23 protein-coding genes are annotated in these 24,676 nt (G+C 73.9%); 14 read left to right on the forward strand and 9 right to left on the reverse strand.

Going from position 1 to position 24,676, the window contains the following annotated elements; translation table 11 throughout:
- A partial coding sequence (locus tag IEY99_RS34115; protein WP_229798414.1) for a PfkB family carbohydrate kinase occupies nt 1-605 on the reverse strand: 605 nt, incomplete at its 3' end.
- Nucleotides 606-720: 115 nt separating this feature from the next.
- On the opposite strand from IEY99_RS34115, the gene IEY99_RS09695 reads away from it, so the two are divergent.
- Together IEY99_RS09695 and IEY99_RS09700 are read left to right on the forward strand one after the other, a co-directional pair.
- Entirely contained in the window at nt 721-1,395 is a 675-nt protein-coding gene (locus IEY99_RS09695; protein ID WP_189201550.1) for a superoxide dismutase family protein, read from the forward strand.
- A 110-nt stretch (nt 1,396-1,505) separates the two neighbouring features.
- Nucleotides 1,506-2,975 (forward strand): aminopeptidase P family protein, encoded by a 1,470-nt coding sequence (locus IEY99_RS09700; protein ID WP_189201552.1) that lies wholly within the window; start codon nt 1,506-1,508, stop codon nt 2,973-2,975.
- 103 nt (nt 2,976-3,078) lie between these two features.
- Here IEY99_RS09700 and IEY99_RS09705 read toward each other — a convergent pair whose 3' ends face one another.
- A complete protein-coding gene (locus IEY99_RS09705) occupies nt 3,079-3,300 on the reverse strand; it encodes a hypothetical protein (protein ID WP_189201554.1) in 222 nt (73 codons plus the stop codon).
- 137 nt (nt 3,301-3,437) lie between these two features.
- Here IEY99_RS09705 and IEY99_RS09710 point away from each other — a divergent pair, with 137 nt between their 5' ends.
- Both IEY99_RS09710 and IEY99_RS09715 read left to right on the forward strand, forming a co-directional pair.
- Entirely contained in the window at nt 3,438-3,602 is a 165-nt protein-coding gene (locus tag IEY99_RS09710; RefSeq protein WP_189201556.1) for a hypothetical protein, read from the forward strand.
- Between the two features lie 527 nt (nt 3,603-4,129).
- Entirely contained in the window at nt 4,130-6,619 is a 2,490-nt protein-coding gene (locus IEY99_RS09715) for a S8 family serine peptidase (RefSeq protein ID WP_189201558.1), read from the forward strand.
- Nucleotides 6,620-6,713: 94 nt separating this feature from the next.
- Here IEY99_RS09715 and pulA read toward each other — a convergent pair whose 3' ends face one another.
- Both pulA and IEY99_RS09725 read right to left on the reverse strand, forming a co-directional pair.
- Entirely contained in the window at nt 6,714-9,959 is a 3,246-nt protein-coding gene (pulA, locus tag IEY99_RS09720) for a pullulanase-type alpha-1,6-glucosidase (protein WP_189201560.1), read from the reverse strand.
- 32 nt (nt 9,960-9,991) lie between these two features.
- On the reverse strand, nt 9,992-10,381 hold the full coding sequence (locus IEY99_RS09725; protein WP_189201562.1) for a DUF6841 family protein: 390 nt from the start codon (nt 10,379-10,381) through the stop codon (nt 9,992-9,994).
- A gap of 188 nt (nt 10,382-10,569) precedes the next feature.
- On the opposite strand from IEY99_RS09725, the gene acnA reads away from it, so the two are divergent.
- Both acnA and IEY99_RS09735 read left to right on the forward strand, forming a co-directional pair.
- Nucleotides 10,570-13,341 carry an aconitate hydratase AcnA gene (acnA, locus tag IEY99_RS09730; protein ID WP_189201564.1) on the forward strand — a complete coding sequence of 924 codons (2,772 nt, stop codon included), beginning with the start codon at nt 10,570-10,572 and terminating at the stop codon, nt 13,339-13,341.
- A 98-nt stretch (nt 13,342-13,439) separates the two neighbouring features.
- Nucleotides 13,440-13,685 (forward strand): DUF2630 family protein, encoded by a 246-nt coding sequence (locus tag IEY99_RS09735; RefSeq protein ID WP_189201565.1) that lies wholly within the window; start codon nt 13,440-13,442, stop codon nt 13,683-13,685.
- Nucleotides 13,686-13,758: 73 nt separating this feature from the next.
- Here the strand turns inward: IEY99_RS09735 and IEY99_RS09740 are convergent, their stop codons facing one another.
- Nucleotides 13,759-14,676, reverse strand: a complete 918-nt coding sequence (locus tag IEY99_RS09740; RefSeq protein WP_373293309.1) for a serine protein kinase RIO — start codon at nt 14,674-14,676, stop codon at nt 13,759-13,761.
- A gap of 152 nt (nt 14,677-14,828) precedes the next feature.
- The gene (locus IEY99_RS09745) at nt 14,829-15,479 is read right to left on the reverse strand and encodes an HAD family hydrolase (protein ID WP_189201567.1); all 651 of its coding nucleotides are present in this window, start codon (nt 15,477-15,479) and stop codon (nt 14,829-14,831) included.
- 161 nt (nt 15,480-15,640) lie between these two features.
- On the opposite strand from IEY99_RS09745, the gene IEY99_RS09750 reads away from it, so the two are divergent.
- The 4 genes from IEY99_RS09750 (at nt 15,641) to IEY99_RS09765 (ending at nt 18,453) form a co-directional block, all read left to right on the forward strand.
- Nucleotides 15,641-16,216 carry a TetR/AcrR family transcriptional regulator gene (locus tag IEY99_RS09750; RefSeq protein WP_189201569.1) on the forward strand — a complete coding sequence of 192 codons (576 nt, stop codon included), beginning with the start codon at nt 15,641-15,643 and terminating at the stop codon, nt 16,214-16,216.
- 61 nt (nt 16,217-16,277) lie between these two features.
- Nucleotides 16,278-17,201, forward strand: a complete 924-nt coding sequence (locus tag IEY99_RS09755) for a TIGR04222 domain-containing membrane protein (RefSeq protein WP_189201571.1) — start codon at nt 16,278-16,280, stop codon at nt 17,199-17,201.
- A 2-nt stretch (nt 17,202-17,203) separates the two neighbouring features.
- Nucleotides 17,204-18,019: an MbnB/TglH/ChrH family RiPP precursor modification enzyme gene (locus tag IEY99_RS09760; RefSeq protein ID WP_373293326.1), complete on the forward strand. Its 816-nt coding sequence runs from the start codon at nt 17,204-17,206 to the stop codon at nt 18,017-18,019.
- Entirely contained in the window at nt 18,016-18,453 is a 438-nt protein-coding gene (locus tag IEY99_RS09765; RefSeq protein ID WP_189201575.1) for an SCO6045 C-terminal-like domain-containing protein, read from the forward strand. Before IEY99_RS09760 ends, IEY99_RS09765 begins: the two co-directional genes overlap by 4 nt.
- On the opposite strand, the gene IEY99_RS09770 is transcribed toward IEY99_RS09765, so the two are convergent.
- Nucleotides 18,439-19,818, reverse strand: a complete 1,380-nt coding sequence (locus tag IEY99_RS09770) for a hypothetical protein (RefSeq protein ID WP_189201577.1) — start codon at nt 19,816-19,818, stop codon at nt 18,439-18,441. The two genes, IEY99_RS09765 and IEY99_RS09770, sit on opposite strands and share 15 nt — an antisense overlap.
- 87 nt (nt 19,819-19,905) lie before the next feature.
- Here IEY99_RS09770 and IEY99_RS09775 point away from each other — a divergent pair, with 87 nt between their 5' ends.
- Nucleotides 19,906-20,661: an SDR family oxidoreductase gene (locus tag IEY99_RS09775; protein ID WP_189201579.1), complete on the forward strand. Its 756-nt coding sequence runs from the start codon at nt 19,906-19,908 to the stop codon at nt 20,659-20,661.
- Between the two features lie 106 nt (nt 20,662-20,767).
- Here IEY99_RS09775 and IEY99_RS09780 read toward each other — a convergent pair whose 3' ends face one another.
- Together IEY99_RS09780 and IEY99_RS09785 are read right to left on the reverse strand one after the other, a co-directional pair.
- Nucleotides 20,768-21,406, reverse strand: a complete 639-nt coding sequence (locus IEY99_RS09780) for a M15 family metallopeptidase (protein WP_189202170.1) — start codon at nt 21,404-21,406, stop codon at nt 20,768-20,770.
- 190 nt (nt 21,407-21,596) lie between these two features.
- Nucleotides 21,597-22,622 carry a threonine ammonia-lyase gene (locus IEY99_RS09785; RefSeq protein ID WP_189201581.1) on the reverse strand — a complete coding sequence of 342 codons (1,026 nt, stop codon included), beginning with the start codon at nt 22,620-22,622 and terminating at the stop codon, nt 21,597-21,599.
- A 124-nt stretch (nt 22,623-22,746) separates the two neighbouring features.
- On the opposite strand from IEY99_RS09785, the gene mug reads away from it, so the two are divergent.
- From mug to IEY99_RS09800, 3 genes are all read left to right on the forward strand, one after another.
- A complete protein-coding gene (gene mug, locus IEY99_RS09790; RefSeq protein ID WP_189201583.1) occupies nt 22,747-23,325 on the forward strand; it encodes a G/U mismatch-specific DNA glycosylase in 579 nt (192 codons plus the stop codon).
- Entirely contained in the window at nt 23,322-24,017 is a 696-nt protein-coding gene (locus tag IEY99_RS09795) for an alpha/beta fold hydrolase (protein ID WP_189201585.1), read from the forward strand. The genes mug and IEY99_RS09795 overlap by 4 nt, the downstream gene beginning before the upstream one ends.
- A gap of 166 nt (nt 24,018-24,183) precedes the next feature.
- Nucleotides 24,184-24,639: a hypothetical protein gene (locus IEY99_RS09800; protein WP_189201587.1), complete on the forward strand. Its 456-nt coding sequence runs from the start codon at nt 24,184-24,186 to the stop codon at nt 24,637-24,639.
- Nucleotides 24,640-24,676: the final 37 nt, after the last annotated feature.

The raw sequence follows: 24,676 nt of genomic DNA on the forward strand, positions 1-24,676 counted from the left end.
GGGGCCGCGCCGTTCCACAGCACCCCGGCGTCGGCGGAGCTGAGCTTCACCAGGTCCGCCGTCGCGAAGAACTCCTCGACCAGCTCGCGCAGGGCGCCCACCGCGGCGGCGTCCGGCAGCAGCTTCGGGCGTACGTTGGGATCGAAGACCCGCAGCGGACCCGGCACCGACCAGGCCTTGCGCGCCGCCGAGCGGAAGGGCTCGCGCATCAGCGCGATCGAGCCGGCGTAGAGCACGCCGGCGCCCGCGACCGTCTGCTCGTCGACGTCCTCGGGGCGCACCAGCGCATACGACGGGGGTTCGCCGTAGAACTGGAAGGTCGGCTCCGCGCCCTCGAACGTGGTGACCGCCAGGGTGGTGGGCACGCTCACCCGGGTCGTCGCGGCGGTGCCGACCCCGGTGCGGCGCAGGAACGCGGCGATCCGGTCGCCGAGCGTGTCGTTGCCGAGCGAGCCGACGTAGCGGACCTCGCCGCCGAGACGGGTGACGCCGACCGCGACGTTGAGGGGCGCGCCGCCGATCGCCTGCCGATAGATCAGCTCGCCGTCACGCTCGGTCTCCAGGAGATCCACGAGCGCTTCCCCGAGCACCACCGCGTACGCCATCTGCGAACCCTCCACGTCCCGCCGCCGTCTGCCGTCAGCCTTCCGTCCGCGGCGGGAGAAAGCCAGCACCCGGCCGATGCTCGCCGGATATGCCGGGTTTTGACATACTTCGCCCATGCGCCGTACTCTGCCGCTCCTGGCCGTCGCCCTGGCCGCGCTCGCCGGCTGCTCCGGGACGGGCGGCACCGCCCCCGCGACCACCGTCCCGTCACCGCCGCCGGCCGGCACACCCTGGATCGTCTCCAGCGGCATCGCCGATCCGGACGCCTCCGGTTCCCCGCTGGCGACCGCCTCCGGCCAGGCGCCGCTGACCGTCGGCACGGCGTCCGGCACGTTCCAGCCCGTCCCCGACGGCACCCAGGCCATCACCTACGACTCGGCGGCGGTCCCGCCGGGCGCGACGGCCCAGGTCAGCGTCGCCACGACCGTCCAGGGCATCCGCGTACGGCTGGCCGTCACCGGCCTGGTGAGCCGCCGGGCGTACGGCGCGCACCTGCACACGAAGACCTGCACGTCGGTGCCGGACGACGCCGGCCCGCACTACCAGCACCAGGCCGACCCGTCGCAGCCGTCGGTCGACCCGGCGTACGCCAACCCCCGCAACGAGGTGTGGCTCGACTTCACCACCGATCCCCGCGGCGCCGCCACGGTCGCGGCGCAACAGAGCTGGACGTTCGATCCGGTGCGCCCGCCCCGCTCGCTGGTGCTGCATGCGCAGCTCACCCGTACCGATCCCGGCAAGGCGGGCACCGCCGGTGCGCGAGTGGCCTGCCTGACCCTGCGCGGCTGACGTGTCGCCGGTCACGCCGCACTTCGCCCGCGGTGGCACTCCGGCCGCGAATTCCGTCGCACCGAGGCGGTAACGTCAGGGACGCCACGCGGGAGAAGGGGAGAGCCACCATGGCCGAGCAAGGCGAGAGCACGACGGCGGCGAAGACGGAATCGCACGACCCCGACTTCCCCGAGGCGTTCCTGCAGTTCATGCGCAGCGGCTGGCGGGAGGACGCGCTCGAGGTCACGACCAGGCCCGAGGCGCCCAACTATGCCAAGCGCCGGGCGGCGCTCTCCGACGCCTTCCCCGGCGAGACGCTGGTGATCCCGACCGGCAACGAGAAGGTGCGCGCCAACGACACCGACTACCCGTTCCGGCCCGGCAGCGACTTCGTCTACCTGACCGGCGACAGCGACCCCGACGGCGTGCTGGTCCTGCGCCCCAGCGGCTCGGGCCACGACGCGGTGCTCTACACCCACGACCGCAACTCCAAGGCCACCGACGCCTTCTTCCGCAGCCGCAACGGCGAGCTGTGGGTCGGGCGCCGGCACACCCTCGGCGAGAAGTCGGCGGAGCTGGGCATCGAGACCGCGTCCTACACCGAGCTCGGCCGGGCGCTCGCCGACTGCGCGCCGGGCCGCACCCGGGTGCTGCGCGGCCTCGACGCGGCCGTCGACCGGGCCGTACTGCCCTACGACCCCGACCCCGCGGTCCGCCGCGACCGCGCCCTGGCCAGCGTCATCTCCGAGCTCAAGCTGGTCAAGGACGAGTGGGAGATCGCCCAGCTGCAGGAGGCGATCGACGCGACCGTCCGCGGCTTCGAGGACGTCGCCCGCGTCCTGCCCGCCGACCGCGGCGTCAAGGAGCGCCTGCTCGAGGGCGTCTTCGCGCTGCGCGCCCGCACGGACGGCAACGACGTCGGCTACGGCAGCATCGTCGGCGCCGGTGCGCACGCCACGATCCTGCACTGGGTCCGCAACACCGGCGTCACCGTCCCGGGCGAGCTGCTGCTCATGGACATGGGCGTCGAGGCCCGCTCGTTCTACACCGCCGACGTCACCCGCACGGTCCCGGTCTCCGGCACCTTCACGCCGCTGCAGCGCCAGGTCTACGACATCGTGCACGCCTCGCAGCAGGCCGGCATGGACGCGATCAGGCCCGGCGTGAAGTTCCACGACGTCCACCTGACCTGCATGCGGGTGCTCGCCGAGGGCCTGCACGACCTCGGCCTGCTCCCGGTGAGCGTCGACGAGGCGATGTCCGAGCAGTCCACGGTCTACCGCCGGTGGACGCTGCACGGCTTCGGCCACATGCTCGGCATCGACGTCCACGACTGCAACGCCGCCCGCAAGGAGACCTACCGCGACGGCCCGCTCCAGGAGGGCTACGTCCTGACCGTCGAGCCCGGCCTCTACTTCCAGCCGGAGGACGACCTCGTCCCCGAGGAGCTCCGCGGCGTCGGCGTCCGCATCGAGGACGACGTCCTGGTCACCGCCGACGGCTGCCGCAACCTGTCGGCCGGCCTGCCCCGCTCCTCCGCCGACGTCGAGGCCTGGCTGACCTCGCAGCGCGAGGCCGGCCCCCGCCTGCCGGAGTAGCTCGCCACGCCGGGCCGGCGCAAGCCCGGCCCCTCCAGGGCCGGGCGCTTCGCGCACTGCACCGCGGTAGCGGGTTCGCGACGTCCGGATAGCGTTCTGTGCGCTACGCGAAGTCCATGACCGCCCGGCGGCCCAGCTGCTCGGCGCAGAGCCGATCGGCGCGTTCGCGGGCGAACTTCGCGTCCCGTTGCGCCGTGGCGGCCTGGTCGATCAGCCGGTCGGCGGCGACGGCGCGCTGGTGAGCGCGTTCGCGGGCCCGGGCGGCCTCAGCGCGCAGGGCTTCGACCCGTTCGCGGATCGGGGATCGGCCACTACTGTCTTCCACCCCTTCATGCACACGTGGGGCGGACGAGACGTCAACATCGACCCTTTCGGAGGCTCGTTCTCCGGTGAGGCTCGACGTGATTCGTGCAAACCTGACCGACGTGGGCCGGTTCGGGGTGCGAGGGTCGGAGGACCGCCATGGCGGTGACATCGGTACCGGTCGTGCGAGGCACGATGCAGTCGCGCGATCTCGGCGAAGTCCATGACGTGATGAGCCGGCGGTACGTCGAGCACCGCGCCCGGATGGTAGGAAACGCCGACGGGTTCATGTTCCGCACCGCGGCGGCGAGGCCGGTGCGCTGACCGTCGATCAGCTCACCTACCCGGCGTGCATGGCGATCACGGCGGAGCCGTTCACGTCGCTGCTGATCGTCTCGACACCCCCCACCGGCTACCTGCTGAGGGTCCGCCTCGAACGCGCCCACCGAGACCTGCAGCCGCAGAAAAGCCCGGAACCCGGCAGACCGCCGCCCATCCGCAGGTGGGACGAGCGAACCGCGCCAACGGCAGGCAGGCGTGACAAGGTCCGTCCCGGGGCGGACCATCTTCCGACGCGGCCGGAGTGGACCGCTCAGCCTGCGATCTCCCTGTGGGCGCAGCTCAAGACCGCCGTCGACGACCACATAGGCCGCAGCGAGCCGGTCCCGCGCGACCTGTACCACCGGATCGTCGGCTGGCAACGGCCCGGGGCGGCTCCATCAAGGGTTGAATTCTTGCGGGCTATGGAAGAATTTACATGGGCAAGGCATCGGTAACCGCCACTTAACGGCGCCCGGCGAGACTCCCCTGCGGCCGCGGGAACACCGCGGCCGCGCAGAGGGGGTAGATCGTTGTCTGTCCACCGCCGGCCGGGGAGGGCGCTCGTCGCGGCGCTCGCCCTGGCGTTGACCACCGTCGCGGTGCCCGCTCACGCGGCGCCCGGGGACTCCAAGATCGAGCCGCGGCTGCGCGCCCAGCTCGCGGCGAATGCCGGCGCCACCTTCTGGGTGGTGCTGCGGGACCGGGCCGACCTGGGGCCGGCCCGGCGCGCCACCGGGACCCAGCGGGCCGAGCGGGTCCACCGGATCGCCACCGAGCATGCCGCGCGCAGCCAGGCCTCGGTGCGCGCGCTGCTGACGGCCCGCCGGGCGAGCTTCACGCCGTACTGGATCGCCAACACCGTCCGGGTCACCGGGGACGCCCGCCTCGCCGCGGCCGTCGCCGCCCGGCCCGAGGTCAGCCGGGTGCTCGCGGACAAGGTGGTCCCGCTGCCCAAGCTGACGCCCGCCGCCGCGCTCCCCCGCGTCCGCAGCGGCGCGCAGAACGCCGAGTGGAACCTCGCCCGCGTGCAGGCCCCCCGGGTGTGGGACGACCTGAGCGTCCGTGGCGACGGGATCGTCGTCGCCACCGTCGACACCGGGGTGCAGTACGACCACCCGGCGCTCGCCGCGAGCTACCGGGGCCGGGCGGCGGACGGCACGCTCCGGCACGACTACTCGTGGTTCGACCCGACCGGCCTGTGCGCCGACGGCGTACCGTGCGACAACGCCGGGCACGGCACCCACACGACCGGCACGATGGTCGGCCTCGACGGTGACCACGCGATCGGCGTGGCGCCCGGCGCCCGGTGGATCGCCGCCAAGGGGTGCGAGTCGAACGCCTGCTCCACCGCGTCGCTGCTCGCCGCCGGCCAGTGGATCGTCGCGCCGACCGACCGGGCGGGGAACGCCCCGCGGCCCGACCTCGCCCCCGACGTGGTGAACAACTCCTGGGGCGGCTGGGGGTTCGATCCGTGGTACGCGCAGATCGTCGACGCGTGGGTGGCGGCCGGCATCTTCCCGGCGTTCTCCAACGGCAACGCCGGCCCCGGGTGCGCCAGCGCCGGTTCCCCGGGCAACTACGCCGCGGCGTACGCCAGCGGCGCCCACGACCCGGCCGGCGCCATCGCCTCCTTCTCGAGCCGGGGCGGCGGCCAGGACGGCACCGTCAAGCCCGACATCGCCGCGCCCGGTGTCGACGTCCTCTCCAGCGTGCCGGGCGGGTACGCCAGCTACAGCGGCACGTCGATGGCGTCGCCGCACACCGCGGCGACGGTCGCCCTGCTCTGGTCGGCGGTGCCCGGCCTGCGGCGCGACATCGCCACCACGCGCCAGGTGCTCGACGCCACCGCCACGGACACCGACGACACCTCGTGCGGCGGCACCCCGGCCGACAACCAGGTGTACGGCGAGGGCCGGCTGGACGCGTACGCGGCGGTGTCCGGGGCCCGGCAACCGTCCGGCGTGCTCGCCGGCACCGTGACCGCGGAGGGCGCCGCACTCTCCGGGGCGACGGTCTCCGTCACCGGCACGGTGGCGCGGCAGGGCAGCACCGGCCCGGACGGCGCCTACCGGCTGGCGCTGCTCCCGCCGGGCACCTACGAGGCCACGATCACCCGGTACGGCTACCGTGCCATCGCCCGTACCGTGGTGGTCGCCGCCGGAGAGACCGCCCGGCTGGAGGCAAACCTGGAGCCGGCACCGGCCGCGACCCTGACCGGAACGGTCACCGGCACGCGGGGGCCGGTCGCCGGGGCGACGGTCGGGTTCGCCGGCACGCCCGCCACCACCCGGACCGACGCCGGCGGCCGGTTCACCCTGACCGCCCCGACCGGCCGGTACGAGCTGCGGGTGCAGCCGCGCGACGGCTGCGACGGCGTACGCACCCGCGGTATCGACTTCACCGGCGACACGACGGTCGACCTCCCGCTGCCCGCCCACCGTGACGCCTACGGCTACTCGTGCGCGGCGACCGCCGGCGGCTACGCCGAGGGCACCCGGCGGCTGGAGCCGGACGGCCCCGACGACGGGACGGCCCGGATCGACCTGCCGTTCCCGCTGCCGTTCTACGGGGATCCGCAGCTGGCGGCATGGGTGTCGGTCAACGGCCAGATCGCGTTCGGCGGGCCGGAGACGGCGTTCACCAACCTCGCCATCCCGGACCCGCTGCCGCCCAACCACATGATCTCGGCGTTCTGGGACGACCTGTACGTCGACGAGCTGGGCGGCATCTACACCGCCAGCGGCGCCGACACGGTGGTCGTCGAGTGGCGCAACGTGCGGTTCTACGGTGACCCGTCGCAACGCATCTCGATCAGCGTGGTGCTGGGTCGCGACGGCACGATCGCCGTGCACCACCGGGGCCTGCAGGGCGCCCTGGCCGACGGCGGCAGCGCCACCATCGGCATCGAGAACGCCGACGGCACGGACGGGCTGCAGTTCTCGTACGGTGCCGGCGTGGTCAGCGAGGGCGGCGGCGTGACCTTCCGCCCGCCCGGCGCCCCACGGCTCCGGGGCCGCTGAGACGGCCGCCCCCGGCCGGACCGTGCCGGTCGGGGGCGGTCCCCGGAGGTCAGGCGCGGTCCGGGGACGTCCGGCGCACCGCAGAGACCGACGCTCAGGCCAGGTCGGCGACGAACACGGCCACCGAGCGCGGCGGCACGGTGAGCCGGCCGCCCTCGGCGGTGGCCGAGCGCAGCAGCGGGTCGGCCGACGCCACGAGCTCCGGGTGCAGGGACAGGCGGACGTCCGCCAGCTCCGGCACCTCCTCCTCGGCCGGGGACCCGGTGGCGTTGAAGACGGTGACGACGGTGCCCCAGCGCGGGTCGAGGCCGGTGCCGTCGAGGCACATCACGATCACGCCGGGGGTCTCGTCGGGACCGCCGAGCGGGAAGGTCAGGCGCCGCTGCACCTCCTCGGCCGTGGGCAGGCCGAACACCGGCGTGGAGCGGCGGATCCGGAGCAGCTCGGCATAGCGTGCCGCGGTGCGGTCCATGTGCTCCGCGGACGGGATCAGGGACGGCTCGGCGAGCAGCGGGCGGGCCCAGGGCCACTTGTCCTCGTTGTCCTCGGCCGGGGGCAGGCCGCGGCCGAAGCCGTTGCCCTGCGCGCCGTTCCACAGGATCTCGTTGAACCAGTCGCCGGAGTTGTAGGAGTTGCGGTCGAGGGACTTGGAGCGCAACCGCTCGGTGCCCAGGGTCACGAAGCCGACGCCCTGGCCCAGGACCACCAGGGCGAGCGCGAGGACCTGCATCCGGGCCCGGTCGGCCATCGGCAGGCCGACCGGCAGCTTGAACGCCATCGCGTCGTAGAGGATCTCGTTGTCGTGGGCGTCGACATAGGTCACGCACTCCCCCGGCGCGGCGGTGTAGCCGCTCGGGGAGCCGTTGTAGTCGATCTGCGCGCCGCTCAGCTCGACGCCGCTGTGGGTGGTGAACCTGTACGTGGCCAGCCCACCCGAGAGCCCCACCTTGATCCGGTCGTGTAGGGCGAGCGGGGTGTCCTCGCCGAGCCCGGTCGCGAAGCCGCGCACCGACGGGTCGTCGCCGAACGAACCGCCGCCGCGGACCGCGTCGCGCAGCCGGTCGTTGAAGGTGCCGACGCCGGTCCCGGCCATGTTGACCTGGCTGGCCTGGGCGAAGCGGGCGTCGTACGCGACCTCGCCGAAGTTCCAGCCCTCGCCGTACAGATAGATGCCGGGGTCGAGGGCCGCCCGGGCTTCGAGGATGTTGGCCCGCGGGTGGTGTCCCATGAGGTCGAACCGGAAACCGTCGATCCGGTAGTGCCGCGCCCAGGTACGCAGCGAGTCGATCACCAGCTTGCCCATCATCAGGTGTTCGGGCGCGGTGTTGGAGCAGCAGGTGGACTCGGCGACCGTCCCGTCCTCCAGCAGCCGGTGGTAGTAGCCGGGCACGATGCGGTCGAGGACGCTGAACGGCGCGAGGCCGTCCGCCATCGTGTGGTTGTAGACCACGTCCATGATCACGCGTAGCCCGGTGGCGTGCAGGGCGGCGACCATCCGGCGGAACTCCACGATGCGCGCGGTGCCGCAGGGATCGGTGGCATAGCTGCCCTCGGGCGCCGTGTAGTGCAGCGGGTCGTAGCCCCAGTTGAAGCCGTCGGCGTCGGCGACCGCCATGACCGCGTGCTGCTGCTCCGGCGAGTCCGGCGGGAACGACGCCAGGTCGCAGGCGGGCACGGCCTGGCTCGACCGCCGGTCGGGCACGGTCGCGAAGTCGAACGCGGGCAGCAGGTGCACGTGGGTGAGCCCGGCGTCGGCGAGCATGCGCAGGTGCCGCATGCCGGCCGTCTCCTCGTCGGTGAAGGCGAGGTAGGTGCCGCGGTGCGCCGCGGGCACGGTGGCGTCGGCGATCGAGAAGTCGCGGATGTGCACCTCGGAGATCTGCATCCGGGCCGGCGCCACGGCGGGGGGCCGGGCCTGGGTGTCCCAGCCGGGCGGGCACAGCGCCGGGTCGTCGAGGTCCACGATCTGGCTGTGGGTCGAGTCGGCGGACAGCGACAGCGAGTACGGGTCGGTGACGCTGGTGGTGACCACGCGCTGAGCGGCCGGATGCCACACCTCCACCCGGTAGCGGTAGTAACGTCCCATCCACTTGCGCTTGCCCGCGATGCTCCACACGCCGGTCGCCGGGTCGCGCTCCATCGGCAGGATCTTCGGCTCGTCGTCCGGCGTGCGGGACAGCTCGAGCGAGACGGCGTGGGCGGTCGGCGCCCAGACGGCGAGGGTGGGCCGGTCGCCGTCGACGGTGACGCCCAGCGCGGCACCGGCGGCCTCCGCGTAGAGGTCGTCGAGCACGCCGGGCAGTTGCACGGCGGTGGTGGCGGTGACGTGCCCCGCGTGGTCGCGGCCGACCACGAGCAGCTGCCCGCGCAGCAGGTGCCCGAGGGCCGCGTCGCCCAGCTCCGGCACCGCGAACGCCCGATAGGCCCGCAGGTGCGGGAACCGCCGGCTCTGCGCCTGGAAGAGCCCGCCGGGGCGCGGCGTCAGCGGCAGCATGATGCGCTCGCCGGACAGCTCGTCGCCGTCCCGGCGCAGGTCGCCGTCGGCCGCGGTGACCAGGGCGAACCCCTCGGCCAGGTCGGCGATCCGGGCCGGCAGGGCGATGGTGGTGCGGTCCACGAAGACCGCCAGCGCGCGGGCCGGGTCGAGCTCGGGACCCAGGGACCGCAGATCCGGACGTACGGGTGCGGGCTCCCCCGACAGCAACCACACCTCCCGCCCCACGGAGAGGTCCAGGCGCTGGTCGTCGGGCAGGTCCTTGTGGTCGTCGCGGTGGATGACGAAGCGCAGGCCCGCCGCGCCGGGCCGCACGGGCACGCGGAAGACCGCGCCGAAGGCGTCGAAGCGGGAGGGAGCCAGCGGGCGGTGCCAGACCGGCTTCTGCGGCGTGCCCTCCCAGGCGTGCACGCCCCAGCCGCGGTAGTCGCCGTCCGCCCGGCGGTAGTGGATGACGGCGACGTCGTCCTCCGGGAAGGGCAGGGTGACGCCCGCCTCCGCGGCGCTCAGGTAGATCCGGGAGTCGCCGGAGCGCAGCCAGATCTCGGGGGTGACCGCGGGGTCGACGTGCCGGTCCTCGGCGACGTCCTTGGCGCCCGTGCGGTCGACGACGAGGAAACCGACGTCGCGGGCCCCCTCGGCGAGCCGGACCCAGGCGAAGCGCCCGTAGGCGTCCTCACCGGCGAACGGCTGACCGCCCGGGAAGCCGGTGAACGCGGCGGGATGGATGTCGCCCCACGCGTAGAGCATCCGGTCGTCGGCGCCCGCGTCGAAGTGCACGACCAGCCATTGCGGCCGGTGCGGCGCGGTGCGGGCGTCGGCCGGAGCGATCTCGATCGTGGTCACCTCGCCATGATGGCATCGGCGTCCGACGGTTTTCAGCGCGTGGCGATGACCGTGGTGATCCGCGGCCCGTCGACGTCGGTTCGGATCAGGTAGCGGTAGCGCTCGCCGGGCACCGCGTTGCCGAGGCTGTCGAGGTATTCCCACTCGACCGCGACCATCGCCAGCGCGTCACTGAGCCACTGCACGTCGTGCAGCTGCGCGTGTGCGGCCACGATCTGCTGTTCCTGGTACGCCGGGGCCGCCCCGAGGAACGACAGCGCGACCGCCGCCGGCGAGGCGAACGTGAAGCTGTACGAGTCGGAGACGACCAGGCCGGGCAGCGCGTAGCAGCCCGCCACCGCCGCCACGTCGCCCCGGGTCAGCGCGGAGCCATAGCGGTCGAAGAAGTCGGTGAGAGCCTCGAGGTCGGTGAAGGACTGCACGGAACGCGGTGTTCCCGATGATCACCCCGGGTAAACCTCCGGACCGGGTTGCACGCAATAACAAGACGGACGTACGGTTTACGGAAGACGTGAACCCTGAGTTAGGTAGCCCTAACTGGCGGGCGGCCGTCACCGGTGCGACAGACTGCTGAGGACTACTCACAGTCGCTGGGTGTGAAGGAGATGACGTGGCCAGCCTCGACACCTTTGGTGCGAAGAGCGAGCTGCGCGTCGATGACGCGAGCTACGAGATTTTCACGATCGACAAGGTGGAGGGGCACGACCGTCTGCCCTACTCCCTGAAGATCCTGCTGGAGAACCTGCTCCGCACGGAGGACGGCGCGAACATCACCGCCGACCACATCCGGGCGTTGGGCGGCTGGGACCCGACCGCCGACCCGAGCGTGGAGATCCAGTTCACCCCGGCGCGGGTGCTGATGCAGGACTTCACCGGCGTGCCCTGCGTCGTCGACCTCGCCACCATGCGTGAGGCCGTCAACGACCTGGGCGGCGACCCGAGCAAGGTCAACCCCCTCGCGCCGGCCGAGCTGGTCATCGACCACTCGGTCATCGCCGACCTGTTCGGCCGCGAGGACGCCTTCGCCCGCAACGTCGAGCTGGAGTACCAGCGCAACCGCGAGCGCTACCAGTTCCTGCGCTGGGGCCAGACCGCGTTCAACGAGTTCAAGGTCGTCCCGCCCGGCACCGGCATCGTGCACCAGGTCAACATCGAGTACCTGGCCCGTACGATCATGGAGCGCAACGGCCAGGCGTACCCGGACACCGTGGTCGGCACCGACTCGCACACCACCATGGTCAACGGCCTGGGCGTGCTGGGCTGGGGCGTCGGCGGCATCGAGGCCGAGGCCGCCATGCTCGGCCAGCCGGTCAGCATGCTCATCCCGCGCGTGGTCGGCTTCAAGCTCTCCGGCGAGGCCCCGGCCGGCACCACCGCCACCGACCTGGTGCTCACCATCACCGAGATGCTGCGCCAGCACGGTGTGGTCAGCAAGTTCGTCGAGTTCTACGGTCCCGGCGTGAGCGCCGTGCCGCTGGCCAACCGGGCCACCATCGGCAACATGTCGCCGGAGTACGGCTCGACCGTCGCGATCTTCCCGATCGACGAGCAGACCATCGAGTACCTCAAGCTCACCGGCCGCTCCGAGGCGCAGGTCAAGCTGGTCGAGGCGTACGCGAAGCGCCAGGGCCTCTGGCTGGACCCGAACGCCGAGCCGGACTACTCCGAGAAGCTCGAGCTGGACCTCTCGACGATCGTCCCGTCGCTCGCCGGCCCGAAGCGCCCGCAGGACCGCGTCCCGCTGAACAGCGCCAAGTCGATGTTCCGCGACGCCCTGCCCAACTACGCCGCGCCGCACGGCCACGCCGACGAGGCCAGCGAGGAGTCCTTCCCGGCCTCCGACGCCCCGGCCAACGGCGTACAGGACGAGGCCGACAAGCCGCAGATCTTCAGCGCCGCGCACGGCGCCCGCGGCCGCACCTCGAAGCCGACCCGGGTCAAGGGCGAGGACGGCGTGGAGTACGAGCTGGACCACGGCGCGGTCGTCATCGCCGCCATCACGTCCTGCACCAACACCTCGAACCCGCAGGTCATGGTCGGTGCGGCGCTGCTCGCCAAGAAGGCCGTCGAGCGCGGCCTGACCCGCAAGCCGTGGGTCAAGACCACCCTCGCCCCGGGCTCCAAGGTCGTCTCCGACTACTACGACCGGGCGGGCCTCACGCCGTACCTGGACAAGATCGGGTTCAACCTGGTCGGCTACGGCTGCACCACCTGCATCGGCAACTCCGGCCCGCTGCCCGAGGAGATCTCCGCGGCGATCAACGAGGCCGACCTCACCGCGGTCAGCGTGCTCTCCGGCAACCGCAACTTCGAGGGCCGGATCAACCCGGACGTCAAGATGAACTACCTGGCGTCCCCGCCGCTGGTCGTCGCGTACGCCCTGGCCGGCTCGATGGACATCGACATCACCACCGAGCCGCTGGGCATCGGCTCGGACGGCAAGCCGGTCTTCCTGCACGAGATCTGGCCGAGCGCCAAGGAGATCGACGACGTCATCGCCACCGCGATCGGCGCCGAGGGCTTCAGCACGGCGTACCAGGACGTCTTCGCCGGCGACGAGCAGTGGCAGTCGCTCCCCACCCCGACCGGCAAGACGTTCGAGTGGTCCGAGGACTCCACCTACGTCCGCAAGCCCCCGTACTTCGAGGGCATGGCCGCCGACCCGAGCCCGGTGAACGACATCTCCGGCGCGCGGGTGCTGGCCAAGCTCGGCGACTCGGTGACCACCGACCACATCTCGCCGGCCAGCTCGATCAAGCCGGACTCCCCCGCGGGCAAGTACCTCGCGGAGCACGGGGTGCCCCGGCACGAGTTCAACTCGTACGGCTCCCGCCGTGGCAACCACGAGGTGATGATCCGCGGCACCTTCGCCAACATCCGGCTGCGCAACCAGCTGGTGCCGGGCGTCGAGGGCGGCTTCACGGTCAACCACCTGACCGGCGAGCAGACCACCATCTACGACGCGTCGGTGGCCTACAAGGAGGCCGGTGTCCCGCTGGTCATCCTGGCCGGCAAGGAGTACGGCTCGGGCTCGTCGCGCGACTGGGCGGCCAAGGGCACGATGCTGCTGGGCGTCCGCGCCGTCATCGCCGAGAGCTACGAGCGCATCCACCGCTCCAACCTGATCGGCATGGGCGTGCTGCCCCTGCAGTTCCCGCAGGGCCAGAACGCCGAGTCGCTCGGCCTCACCGGCACCGAGACCTTCACCTTCACCGGCGTCACCGAGCTCAACGAGGGCCGCACGCCGCGCACGGTCAAGGTCACCACGGACACCGGCGTGGAGTTCGACGCCGTCGTCCGCATCGACACCCCCGGCGAGGCGGACTACTACCGCCACGGCGGCATCCTGCAGTACGTCCTGCGCAAGATGCTGACCAGCTGACGCGTACGCTCGCGGAAACGCCCCGCCGTCCCGGATGGACGGCGGGGCGTTTTCCGTCGGCGTACCCGCGGCCTCGTCACAGGTCGTAAGCTCACGCCATGGATGACAAGTCGGTGCTGGACCGCATCCACGGCCTGGTGGACGAGGAGCACAAGCTGCGCGAGCAGCTCCGCCGCGGCGAGATCAGCGGCGAGGAGGAGCGCACCCGGCTCCAGGAGGTCGAGGAGTCCCTCGACCAGTGCTGGGACCTGCTGCGCCGGCGGCGGGCCGCCCGGGAGGCCGGAAACGACCCGGACGCCGAGCGGGCCCACAGCACCGGCGAGGTGGAGAGCTACCTCCAGTGACGCGGCACCGGCCGCGGCCGCCGGGTGGCCGGCGGCCGGGGGCCGGATCGCGCCCGGCGCGATGCCGCGCGGCTCATCGCAGGCCCGCCTCGTAGCAGAGCCGCTCGATCACCTCGTCGACGTCCACGGGCAGGCCCCGCGAGGTGAACCAGGCCGCCACGTTGCGCACGTCGCGGGCGAGGAACTCGCCGCCCTGCGGGTTGGCGATCACGTCGACCACCTGGGGCAGGTCGATGAGCACCAACCGGCCGTCATGGACCAGCGTGTTGTACGGCGACAGGTCCCCGTGGGCCAGCTGCGCACGGGCGAGCACGCTGAGCGCGTCCACCATCTGGCCCCACAGGTCCTCCAGACCGTCGCGGTCCGGGCGCACCTGGGCCAGGCGCGGTGCCGCCTCGCCGGTCTCCCAGTCGCCGATGAACTCGAGCATCAGCTCGGTGCCGATCAGCTGCACCGGGTACGGCACCGAGATCGTGCCGCCCTCCTGACCGGCCTGCCAGAGGCGGGACAGCGCCCCGAACTCGGCGGCCGCCCACTGGCCGGCGATCAGTTCCTTGCCGAAGGCCGTACGGTTGGTCATCGCCCGCATCTCGCGGGACCGGCGCACCCGGCGCCCTTCGAGATAGCCGGCGTCGCGGTGGAACAGGCGGTGCTCGCCGTCGCGGTAGCGCTTGGCCGCGAGCATGCTGACCTCGCCGGTGCCGGGGACCGCCCGGCGGACCAGGTGGACGTCGGCTTCCTTGCCGGTCTTGAGCACGCCCAGCTCGGTGTCCACGGCGCCGTGCTCGGTGCGGACCCAGGCGGGTCGCGGTGCGGGGCCGTGCAGGGCGCCGTCCCAGGTCGACCAGCGGTCGCCGGTCTCGGGCAGATCGGGGTCCTCGGCGAGCCGCGGCTCGAGCCGGCCGCGCCTTACGAAGTCGGAGTCGTCGTCGTCGAACTTGCGGCGGCCGCGGCGCATGGTGGACGGGCCGGAAGAGTCGTGCTCGCGCACTGGAGGGTCTCCTCGGAGAAGGAAGAAGGAAGTTTCGGAACCTGGGCACGGCGAAGGACAACGACAGCCATGAGGTCCACCCCCTTCTCTTCCGAGGAATCTCGCGGAACACGTACGGGAGCACTCTGTCGGGTGATCCCGGGTCACGCAACCTATTTAGTGGTCGCCATGATGGCAGACAGTCCCTGGATGACGTTGCCCACCACGCGGGTCGGCGCGAAGCGGTTGTCGATCCACTCGCGTCCCCGGTGCAACCACACGCTGGGTAGTCCCATCGCGGCCGCCCCGCCGATGTCGGCCTCCGGGCTGTCGCCGCAGATCCAGGCCCCGCTCAGCCGCATCCGGACCCGCTGGGCGGCGAGCGCGAAGATGCGCGGGTTGGGCTTGCTCACCCCGGCCTGCTCGGAGATGACCCAGTCGGCGATGTAGCGGTCCAGACCGGTGCGCCGGATCCGGGATTCCTGCTGCTCGTGGGGGCCGTTGGTGACCACGACCGGCACCCAGCCGGCGTCGCCGGCGATCTGCAGCGCGCAGGCGACCAGAGGGTCGAGGCGCTCGTAGGCGAGCGGCCCCTCGTGCAGCTCCTCCAGCAGGTCGATGGAGGGGATGTCGAGCTGGTAGCGGTCGCGGATCAGGTCGGCGAGGTCCCACCGCGAGGTGAGCCCGTCGGCATCCACGGACAGTAGCCAGTCGAGATCCTCCTGTGGTGCCGCGATCTCGTCGAGGAAGCCCTTCGCCCACAACTTGAACGCACCGCTGCGATCGAGCAGGGTGTCGTCCAGGGCGAGGAAGACGAGAGGCACCCGGGCACTGTACGTGAGTGAATACGGCAGCGAACAGCCCACGAGTGCTATCCAGGGTCCGTCTGCCGGGTCTTTTTGCACCATCAGGAGGCTGAGGCTCCGGCTGCCAAGCCGTACGTACGGATTGCAAGCGCGCCGGGCGGCGTGACACCATCGCTTCCGTGCCCAGGGTAAGCCAGGACCAGCTAGAGGCCCGCCGCCACGAAATCCTCGCCGCGGCCCGCGGATGCTTCGCGCGGTACGGCTACGAGGGCGCCACCGTGCGCCGCCTCGAGGAGGCCACGGGCCTGTCCCGGGGCGCGATCTTCCACCATTTCCGGGACAAGGACTCGCTGTTCCTCGCGGTCGCCGAGGACGACGCCGCCGCGATGGTCGAGACCGTCGCCCGCAACGGTCTCGTCCAGGTGATGCGCGACCTGCTGGAGCGGGCCGGGGCCAGCGGCGACACCGCGGGCTGGCTCGGCACCCAGCTGGAGGTCTCCCGGCGGCTGCGCACCGACCCCGAGTTCGCCCAGCGCTGGAGCGAGCGGGCCGCGGCGGTCGAGGCCGCCACCCGGGAGCGCCTGCAGCGCCAGCGCGACGCCCGCGTGCTGCGCGACGACGTGCCGGTCGACGTGCTGACGCAGTTCCTCGAGCTGGCGTACGACGGGCTCGTGCTGCACCTGGCCACCGGCCGCCCGCCGGGCGAGCTGGGCCGGGTCCTCGACGTCGTGGAGGAAGCCGTCAGGCGGCCGTGACCTGAATGTTGCACTGATCTGCACAATGAGGGCCAGCAACCCTGCGAACACGGGAGGTCACATGGCCCTCGCAGCACAAGGCGACACCTGGGGCATCTCCGGCCCGGCCTTCCTCCTGCTCTACGTCGCCGCCATGGTCGCGGTGGCGGTCATCGCGGTCGTCCACCGCCGCCTCCTGTTCTCCGGTCCCCGCGACGCCTCCGTCGACACGCTCGGTCCGCAGCAGGTGGCATACCTGAACGGCGGCGACAAGCTCGCCGTCTACGCATCCCTCGGCGGGCTGCGCGGTGCGGGAGCCATCGACAGCTCGGCGGGCAGCAAACTGAAGCAGAGCGGTCCCATGCCCGCCGGCGTCACCCCGCTCGACACCGCCGTCTACAACGCCGCGGGCCGGCGGATCCCGGTCCGTCAGGTCCTCGCCGACTCGTGGGTGCGCTCGGCACTCGACCAGCTGCGCGCCGGCCTGGAGGCGAACGGCCTCGCCGTCAGCGCGGCACAGACGCGCGCGGCCCGGTCCTGGCTCTTCGCCGGCCTGGCCCTGATCGCCCTGGGCGCCGCCCGGCTGGCCGCCGGAATCGCCAACGACAAGCCGGTCGGCTTCCTCGTCGTCGCCCTGATCCCCGCCGTCGTCCTCACGATCTTCCTGGGCCGGGCCAACCGCCGGGCCACCGCGGTGGCGCGCAAGGGGATGGCCGACCTGCGGCGCCGGTACGACCACCTGGCGCCCCACCAGTCGCCGTCCTACGCGACCTACGGCGCGGCGGGTGCGGCGATGGGCGTGGCCCTGTTCGGCGCGGCGTCGCTCTACACCATGGACCCGGCCTTCGCGGCGGAGGCGGAGATCCAGCGCCTCAACGCCACCGGCAGCCCCAGCACCTGGACCTCCACCAGCTCCTGCGGCAGCAGCAGCTCCTCCTGCAGCAGCGGCAGCAGCTCCTGCGGTGGCGGCGGCGGGTGCGGAGGCGGCGGCGGGTGCGGCGGGTGAACCTGCCCGCGTACGGCGTCGGCATCGGCTGGCGCCCCGAGATCTCCGGCTACGTGGCCGCGCTGCCCGGGCTGCGCTTCACCGAGGTCGTCGCCGAGTCGCTGCACGCGCACGCCGAACTGCCCCGAGGCCTCGCCGAGCTGCGCGCACGCGGCGTCTCGGTGGTGCCGCACGGCGTCAAGCTCTCCCTCGGCGGCGCGGAGCCGGTCGACCCCGCCCGGGTCGGCCACCTGGCGGCGGTCGCCCGGCGCCTCGATGCCCCGCTGGTCAGCGAGCACATCGCGTTCGTACGGGCGGGCGGGGTGGAGGCCGGGCACCTGCTCCCCGTGCCCCGCAGCCGGGAGGCCGTCGACGCGGTGGTCGCCAACGTGCGGCGTACCCGCGAGGAGCTGGACGTGCCGCTCGCCCTCGAACCGATCGCCGCCCTGTTCGACTGGCCGGACGACGAGCTCGACGAGGGTGCGTTCCTGACCGAGATCCTCGAGCGTACGGACGCCCTGCTGCTGCTCGACGTGGCTAACGTGTACGCCAACGCGCGTAACCGCGGCACCGACCCGGCCGCCCTGCTCGACCGGCTGCCGCTCGACCGGATCGCCTACTGCCACGTGGCCGGCGGCTCGGCGCACGACGGCGTCTACCACGACACGCACACCGACGCGGTGCCGCGGGAGGTGCTCGACCTCGTCGCGGAGCTCTGCCGACGGCACCGGCCCCCGGCGCTGATGCTGGAACGCGACGGCGCCTACCCGCCCGCCGCCGAGCTGTCTGCCGAGCTGGACGCGATCGCCGCCGCGTCCGGATATCCGGTGGTCACATGACGTCCCTGGCCGAACGGCAAGCGGCGCTCGTCGCGGCGCTGACCTCGGGCGCGCCCGTACCCCCGGGTTTCGACGCCCGGCTGGTCGGGATCGCCCGGGTCGCGCTGCTGCGCAAGCGGGCCGGCGAGGTCGCACGGCAGTGGCCCGAGCTGGCCGCGGCCCTCGGCCCGCGGTGGCCGGACGTGTGGGCCGGGTGGGCCGCGCACCGCCCGACCCAGGGTTCGCTGCGCGACGGCTGGGACCTGGCCCGCGACCTCGCCGGCCGGGGCGACCTGCCCCCGGCCGCCGCGGCCGAGCTCGCCACCCGCGAGGCGGCGATGCGCTACGACGGCCGGTCGGCGCCGCAGACCCGCCGCCTGCCCGCACTGCGCCGCGCCGGCGGCTGCCTCGCTCTCCAGGCCGGCGGCCGGGTACGCGTCCTACGCCGCCCCTGAGCCGCCGCTGCCCGTCGCCGTGGCGCGGGCCGTCGCGAGCAGCCGGTCGCGCAGCAGCTCGTCGTTGACGACGATGTCGTCGTCGGCGCCGCCGACGGTCAGCCGCTCGTCGCGCGCGGCCAGCCGGGCCGCCTCCGCCGTCGCGCCCAGCTCGTGCAGCAGGGCGACCGCCGCGGCCGGGCGCCGGCCCTCCTCGACCGCCCGCGCCGCGACCGGCACCAGCTCGCCGGCCGCGGCGCCGAGCCGCCACAGCGCACCGGCCGCCGCCACACCGGCCCACGGGTCGTCCAGCAGGGCTCGCAGCTCCGGCACCCAGACGGCCATCTCTCCCCGCCATCCGCCGCCGCTCGCCCCGGGACCGGCCGCGGCCAGGTCGGCCACCACGGCGGCGGCCAGCACCGCGCGGTGCCCACCGGCGGTGAGGACGGCGTGCAGGGTCGGCAGCGCCGCGGTGGTGTCCCCCGTCGCGGCGATCACCACCTGGGCCGCGAGGACCTGCGCGGCGCACTGGGGCGGGGCGGCGGCGGCCTCCCCGGTCAGCAGCAGCTCGAACTCGGGCACCAGCGGCAGCGCCAGCGGGCCGAGCAGCGCGACCACGCCGGGCGGCACGGGCGGCCGCGCGGTCAGCAGGGCCCGCAGGGCGGGCGTGGGGTCACCGGTGAGCCGGAACAACGCGGTGGCGGCCGGCAGTCCCCCGGGCCGGGACGCGGCCGCCCGCAGGCCGGGAACCATCGGCGCACCGAGATGACCCGCGGCGAGCAGCGCCCGGGTCGCCGCCCCCGGCGCATGCGGCAGGGCATCGAGCAGTTCCGGCACCGTCTCCCGGGCGTCGGTTCCCCACCGGGCCACGATCTCGCACAAGGTTGCGAGGGCGCCCGCTCCCCCGGCAGCCTCGCCGGCGCTTTCCCCGGCAGCCTCCCCGCGGCCACTCTCCGCGCGGGCGATGAGGGTGGCCAGGCGGCGGCGGACGGTGTCACGGACCTCGGGCGGGCACGGCAGCGGCATCAGGGCGTGTGGCAGCAGGGCGGCGCCCTCGCAAACGACCGGGTCGACCCAGCGCGGGTCACCGATCAGCATGAGCGTCTCGACCGCCCGGCGCCGCGTCGCCGGCTCCGGCGCCGCGGCCGCCGCCTCGCCGAGGAAGCCGGCATACCGCGCCGCGGCCCGGCCGCACCGGCGCAGGGCCACCACCGCGTCGTCCCGCGAGCGCGGATCGTGCACCAAGGGCTCCAGCAACGGTACGAGCCGCGCGGGCGCCGACCGGGCCGCCTGGCAGCGCGCGGTCAGCTCCCCGAGGGCGGCACGGCGGGCCTCGGGGTCCGTCCCGGTCAATGCCGCCTGGTCCACCCCGTCGTCGTCGAGCACCGGGGCACCCTACCCGTCACGACCCGCATGTCGTCGCACTCGTGCCGCCGCGGTGAGCCTCCCCGGCGGTGATGGCAGGATCGGGGTATGGATCTGGGCCTCGCCGACCGCGTCTACGTCCTCACCGGAGCCTCGCGGGGCCTCGGCTTCGCCACCGCGCAAGCCCTCGTGGCCGACGGCGCGCGGGTCGTGATCTCCTCCCGGTCGCCCGCCGGGGTCGAGGCGGCCACCGCCGCGCTCGGCGACGCCGCCGCCGGGGTGGCCGCCGACCTCGCCGATCCGGGCACGCCGGAGCTGCTGCTGCGCACCGCCACCGAACGGTTCGGCCGCTGCGACGGCGCGCTGATCTCGGTGGGCGGCCCGGCCCAGGGCACCGCCGCCTCCCGCACCGACGACGAGTGGCGCGCCGCCTTCGAGACGGTCTTCCTCGGCGCGGTGCGGGCCGCGCGCACCTTCGCGGCAACGCTGCCGGCCGGAGGCGCGATCGGCTTCGTCCTGTCCACGTCGGCGCGGACGCCGATCCCGGGCCTGGGCCTGTCCAACGGTCTGCGCCCCGGCCTGGCCGGCGTCGCCAAGGACATGGCCGACGAGTACGGCCCCCGCGGCGTCCGCGTCCTCAGCCTGCTCCCCGGCCGCGTACTGACCGACCGCAACCGGGAACTGTTCGCGGCCACCGGCGACCCGGAGCGCGCGGCGGCGGAGGCGGCCGCGGCCGTCCCCCTCGGCCGGCTCGGCGAGCCCGAGGAGTTCGGCCGGGTGGCGGCGTTCCTGCTCTCCCCGGCGGCGAGCTACCTGACCGGCATCTCGGTCCCCGTCGACGGCGGCGCGCTGCGCACGCTCTGATCCGGCCGATGGCCGGCGGCGCCGGGCCGGAGCGCCGGGCCAGGGCGCGAAGGACGCGCCGGTGCTCAGTGCACCGGTCCGTAGGGCGCGTGGGACGCGCCGGTGCTCAGTGCACCGGTCCGTAGGGCGCGTGGGACGCGCCGGTGAGCAGGGCCCAGTAGCGGTCGCCGTAGGACCAGTGCCACCACTCGGTCGGATAGTTCACCATGCCCACCGCGGAGAGCGCGTCGCTCAGCAGCCGCCGGTTCTCGACCGCCGCGGCCGGGATGTTGCGGGCGCCGGTGAAGCAGGCGTTGTCGCACTCGACCGGGGTCGCGTCGATCGGCGTACCCATGTCGAGCTCTTCGCCGTCCGCCGTGCACAGGGTGAGATCGACGGCGCCGCCGGTGCTGTGCGGGGCCACCTCGACCGGGGAGACGAACTTGCTCGTCTCCACCAGCAGCCGCCCGTCCGGCCAGGACGGGTGGAGCCGGCGCAGCTCGTCGCGGTACCGGGTCCAGATGGCGTGCTGCGTCGCGTACGGCCGATATCCCTCGACGATCAGCAGGCGCAGCCCCTCGGGCAGTTTGCGCTGGGCGTCCACCAGCCGCGACGCGACCTCGGCGCGCAACCGGGCGTAGGAGCCCTCGCCGTCGGCGGCGCGGCCGTCGAGCCGCAGCTCCGGCACGTCGCGCACGTCGATCATCGGCTCGCCGCCGTCCTCGCTGGGCACCGCGGCGACGCGGGGGTCGGAGAGCAGGATCATCGCGCGCACGCCGTTCCCGCGAGGCGTCCGGGCGCGGTCCCGTCGTGCGCCGTGCCACCCGGCATGGTGTCGAGCTCGTTCACGTCCACCGTCCCGCCGCCTCAGGCCCGCGACCAGCGTCGTGCGGAGCGTCGGTCGGGCGCCGCGTTTGCTCCTCGAACCACCCGTACGGGGTGGCACGCCGCCTCGTTCATGCCCACCGCGGATGCGCCCTACGCGCCCGGGTCAGGTCCCTGCCGGTGGTCAGCAGGTCGGCGACGAGCGCGGGTGCGACGTTGCCGCCGGTGAGCAGGACGCCGACCGTACGGTGGATGCCGCGCTCGGCCACCCGCAGCGCGCCGGCGAGCGCGGCCGCGCCGGACGGTTCGGCCAGGAGCCGCAGCTCCGACATGACCAGCCGGAACGCCTCCGCGATGGCGTCGTCGCCGACCCGTACCGCGCCGATCCCCGCCTCGTGCAGGATGCCGAACGGCAGCGCGCCGACGCACGTGGGCCGCAGGCCGTCGGCGAGGGTCGGGGCCGGGACGACCGGCACCCGGCGACCGGCCTCGAGGCTGCGGGCCAGCGAGTCGCAGCCGACCGGCTCGACGCCGTACAGGTCGATGCGCCGGCCGGTCGCCGCCAAACTCGCCCCGGCGGCGCCTCCCCCGCCGCCGACCGGGACGACGAGGGCGTCCAGCGGCGTGCCGGCCCGCTCCGCCTCCTCGATCAGCTCGAGGGCGGCCGTGCCCTGCCCGGCGACGACGTCCGGATGGTCGTACGCGTCGATCACGGCGTACCCGGTCTCGGTGGCGATGCCCTCGACCAGCCGCAGCCGCTCCTCGGCGCCCGCACCACCCACCACGACGCGCGCACCGGCCGCCTCCGCCTGCCGCACCTTGGTCGCGGGCGCATCCGGCGGCAGCACCACGACCGCGGCGAGCCCGTGCCGGCGGGCGGCGAGCGCGACGGCCAGCGCGTGGTTGCCGGTGCTCTGGCAGACGACGCCGGTCGCACCCCCGGCCGCGGCCAGCCGCCCCACGGCGACGGTCGCGCCCCGCATCTTGTACGAGCCGCCGTCCTGCAGGTTCTCCGCCTTGAACAGCAGCCGTGTCCCGGCCCGGGCGTCGAGGCCCGCCGAGCGCACCACGGGCGTACGCACGACCCGCCCGTCGAGGAACCGCGCCGCCGCCTCCACGTCGGAGCGCGCGAGCCGCCGCGTGACCGCCATCCCCATGCCCGTTCCCCCGCTCGATCGACCGACGGGCCCGAGTCTCACAGCGAACGCCCGGCGCGGCCTCGGTCCGCGGGTGGATCATGGGCCCGGCGGGTCTGCGACTTTCGGCGGATACGCTCGGCGCATGACGCCCCGGCCCGCACCGCCTCCCTCCCCGCGGGTCCGGCCCACCGCCGCGGAGGTCGCGGCGGCCGCGGGCCGGACGATCCCGGACCTGGTCGGCCCGGGTCTGCGGGTGCTGTTCTCCGGTATCAACCCGAGCCTGTACTCGGCCGCGACCGGCCACCACTTCGCGCGACCCGGCAACCGCTTCTGGCCGGCCCTGCACCGCTCCGGCTTCACACCGCGGCTGCTGCACCCGTCCGAGCAGTGGTCGCTGCCGGAGGCCGGGCTCGGCATCACCAACGTGGTGGCCCGGGCCACCGCCCGGGCCGACGAACTGTCCACGGCGGAGCTGGTGGCGGGCGGCGAGATCCTGGCCGCGCTGACCGGCCGGTGGCGGCCCCGGTTCCTGGCGGTGCTCGGCGTGACGGCGTACCGGACCGCCTTCGCCCGGCCCAAGGCGACGATGGGCCCCCAGGCCGAGCGCATCGCGGGCGTCCCGGTGTGGGTCCTGCCCAACCCGAGCGGCCTGAACGCCCACTACACGGCCGACACCCTCGCCGCGGCATTCGCCGAGCTCAGAGAGGCGGCCGACCGGTGACGTCCGCCCGGGGTCTCACCCCGGTCCTGATCCCGAGCGTGTACCTCGGCCCGGCCGCGTGGCAGCCCGTCGCCGAGGCCATGCGTCGCCTCGGCCTCACGGCCGTCGTGCCCACACCGCCGGTGCCCGCGGTGGCCGATCCCGCGGCGGTGCTCACTACCCTGCGCGACCAGCTCACGGAGCGGGACGACCTCGTGCTCGTACCGCACAGCAACGCCGGCTTGTACGCGCCGGGGCTGGTGGCCGCCCTGCCGGTCCGCGCGGTGGTGTTCGTGGACGCGGTACTGCCACCGCCCGCCGGTGACCTGCCGGCGGCTCCCCCCGGCATGCGGGACCTGCTCCGCGAGCGGGTGGACGCGGAGGGCCTGCTGCCGCCGTGGACCGAATGGTGGCCCGAGGAAGACATCGCGCGGCTGTTCCCCGACGCGGCCACCAGGCGCAGGGTGGCGGCCGAGCAGCAGCGGATCCCGTTCGGATACCTGTCAGCGAGGGTCGAGGTGCCGGCCGGCTGGGATCACGTCCCGGCGGCCTACCTCGCGTTCGGCGACGGCTACGCCGAGGAGCTCGCCGATGCCCGGGGCCGGGGCTGGCCGGCGCACGTCATGCCCGGCGGTCACCTCCACATGCTGTGCGACCCGGACGCGGTGGCGGCCGAAATCGTACGGCTGGCCCGAACCTCCCTACCGGCCTGACCGCCCATCTACCAGCCGGTGTGACCGCTTCCGCTACGCCCACGGGGACACGGGGCCGGCGGCGGCCGGCGACTTCACGGCGCGGCCGGCGGCGAGGTGCCCGGCAGGTTGCGAACGGGGTAGCGGCGGCCGCGGGCATGCCCTACGGTTCCCCGCCGTGGGAACAATGAGCAAGATCAGTGAATGGCGTACGAAGATCGGCCTCTGGATCGGCCTGCCGCTCTTCGCCGCCGCAGCGATAGCGTACGGCGCCACCGATCTCGTGCCCGCCTGGAAGGCGCACAACGGCGGCGGGACGACCGGCACCTTCACCGCGGAACGCGAGGAGTGCGGCAGGCGGTCGTGCAGCTTCTACGGAGCGTGGGAGGCGGCCGGCGGCGACCGGCGGCGGAGCGATGTCAAACTGTTCGACGAGCCCGACTCGCTCGTGGTCGGACAGGCCGTCGAGGCGGTGGACACCGGCGCGAGTGGCGTGTTCGCCGCCGCGGGCGGGTCGACCTACCTCTTCGTCACCGGGTTCATGGCGGCCGGCTTCGCGGCACTCGCCGGCTGGGTCTTCGTGATCCGCAACGCCCTGCGGCGCCGGAGGCAACGGAAGGCTGCGGCGCCCGTGGCCGCGTGACGACGTTCGCTGACCGCCTCGCCGCCGGCGAGGCGGT

Source organism: Couchioplanes azureus, assembly GCF_014648355.1.
GTDB classification, from domain to species: Bacteria; Actinomycetota; Actinomycetes; order Mycobacteriales; family Micromonosporaceae; genus Actinoplanes; species Actinoplanes azureus.

Excerpts from the sequence above, each read along its gene's own strand:
- IEY99_RS09695 (WP_189201550.1), top strand. The coding sequence starts at position 721 with ATGCGCCGTACTCTGCCGCTCCTGGCCGTCGCCCTGGCCGCGCTCGCC.
- IEY99_RS09700 (WP_189201552.1), top strand. The coding sequence starts at position 1,506 with ATGGCCGAGCAAGGCGAGAGCACGACGGCGGCGAAGACGGAATCGCAC.
- IEY99_RS09710 (WP_189201556.1), top strand. The coding sequence starts at position 3,438 with ATGGCGGTGACATCGGTACCGGTCGTGCGAGGCACGATGCAGTCGCGC.
- IEY99_RS09735 (WP_189201565.1), top strand. The coding sequence starts at position 13,440 with ATGGATGACAAGTCGGTGCTGGACCGCATCCACGGCCTGGTGGACGAG.
- IEY99_RS09755 (WP_189201571.1), top strand. The coding sequence starts at position 16,278 with ATGGCCCTCGCAGCACAAGGCGACACCTGGGGCATCTCCGGCCCGGCC.
- IEY99_RS09765 (WP_189201575.1), top strand. The coding sequence starts at position 18,016 with ATGACGTCCCTGGCCGAACGGCAAGCGGCGCTCGTCGCGGCGCTGACC.
- IEY99_RS09775 (WP_189201579.1), top strand. The coding sequence starts at position 19,906 with ATGGATCTGGGCCTCGCCGACCGCGTCTACGTCCTCACCGGAGCCTCG.
- IEY99_RS09780 (WP_189202170.1), bottom strand. The coding sequence starts at position 21,406 with ATGATCCTGCTCTCCGACCCCCGCGTCGCCGCGGTGCCCAGCGAGGAC.
- IEY99_RS09785 (WP_189201581.1), bottom strand. The coding sequence starts at position 22,622 with ATGGGGATGGCGGTCACGCGGCGGCTCGCGCGCTCCGACGTGGAGGCG.
- mug (WP_189201583.1), top strand. The coding sequence starts at position 22,747 with ATGACGCCCCGGCCCGCACCGCCTCCCTCCCCGCGGGTCCGGCCCACC.
- IEY99_RS09800 (WP_189201587.1), top strand. The coding sequence starts at position 24,184 with ATGAGCAAGATCAGTGAATGGCGTACGAAGATCGGCCTCTGGATCGGC.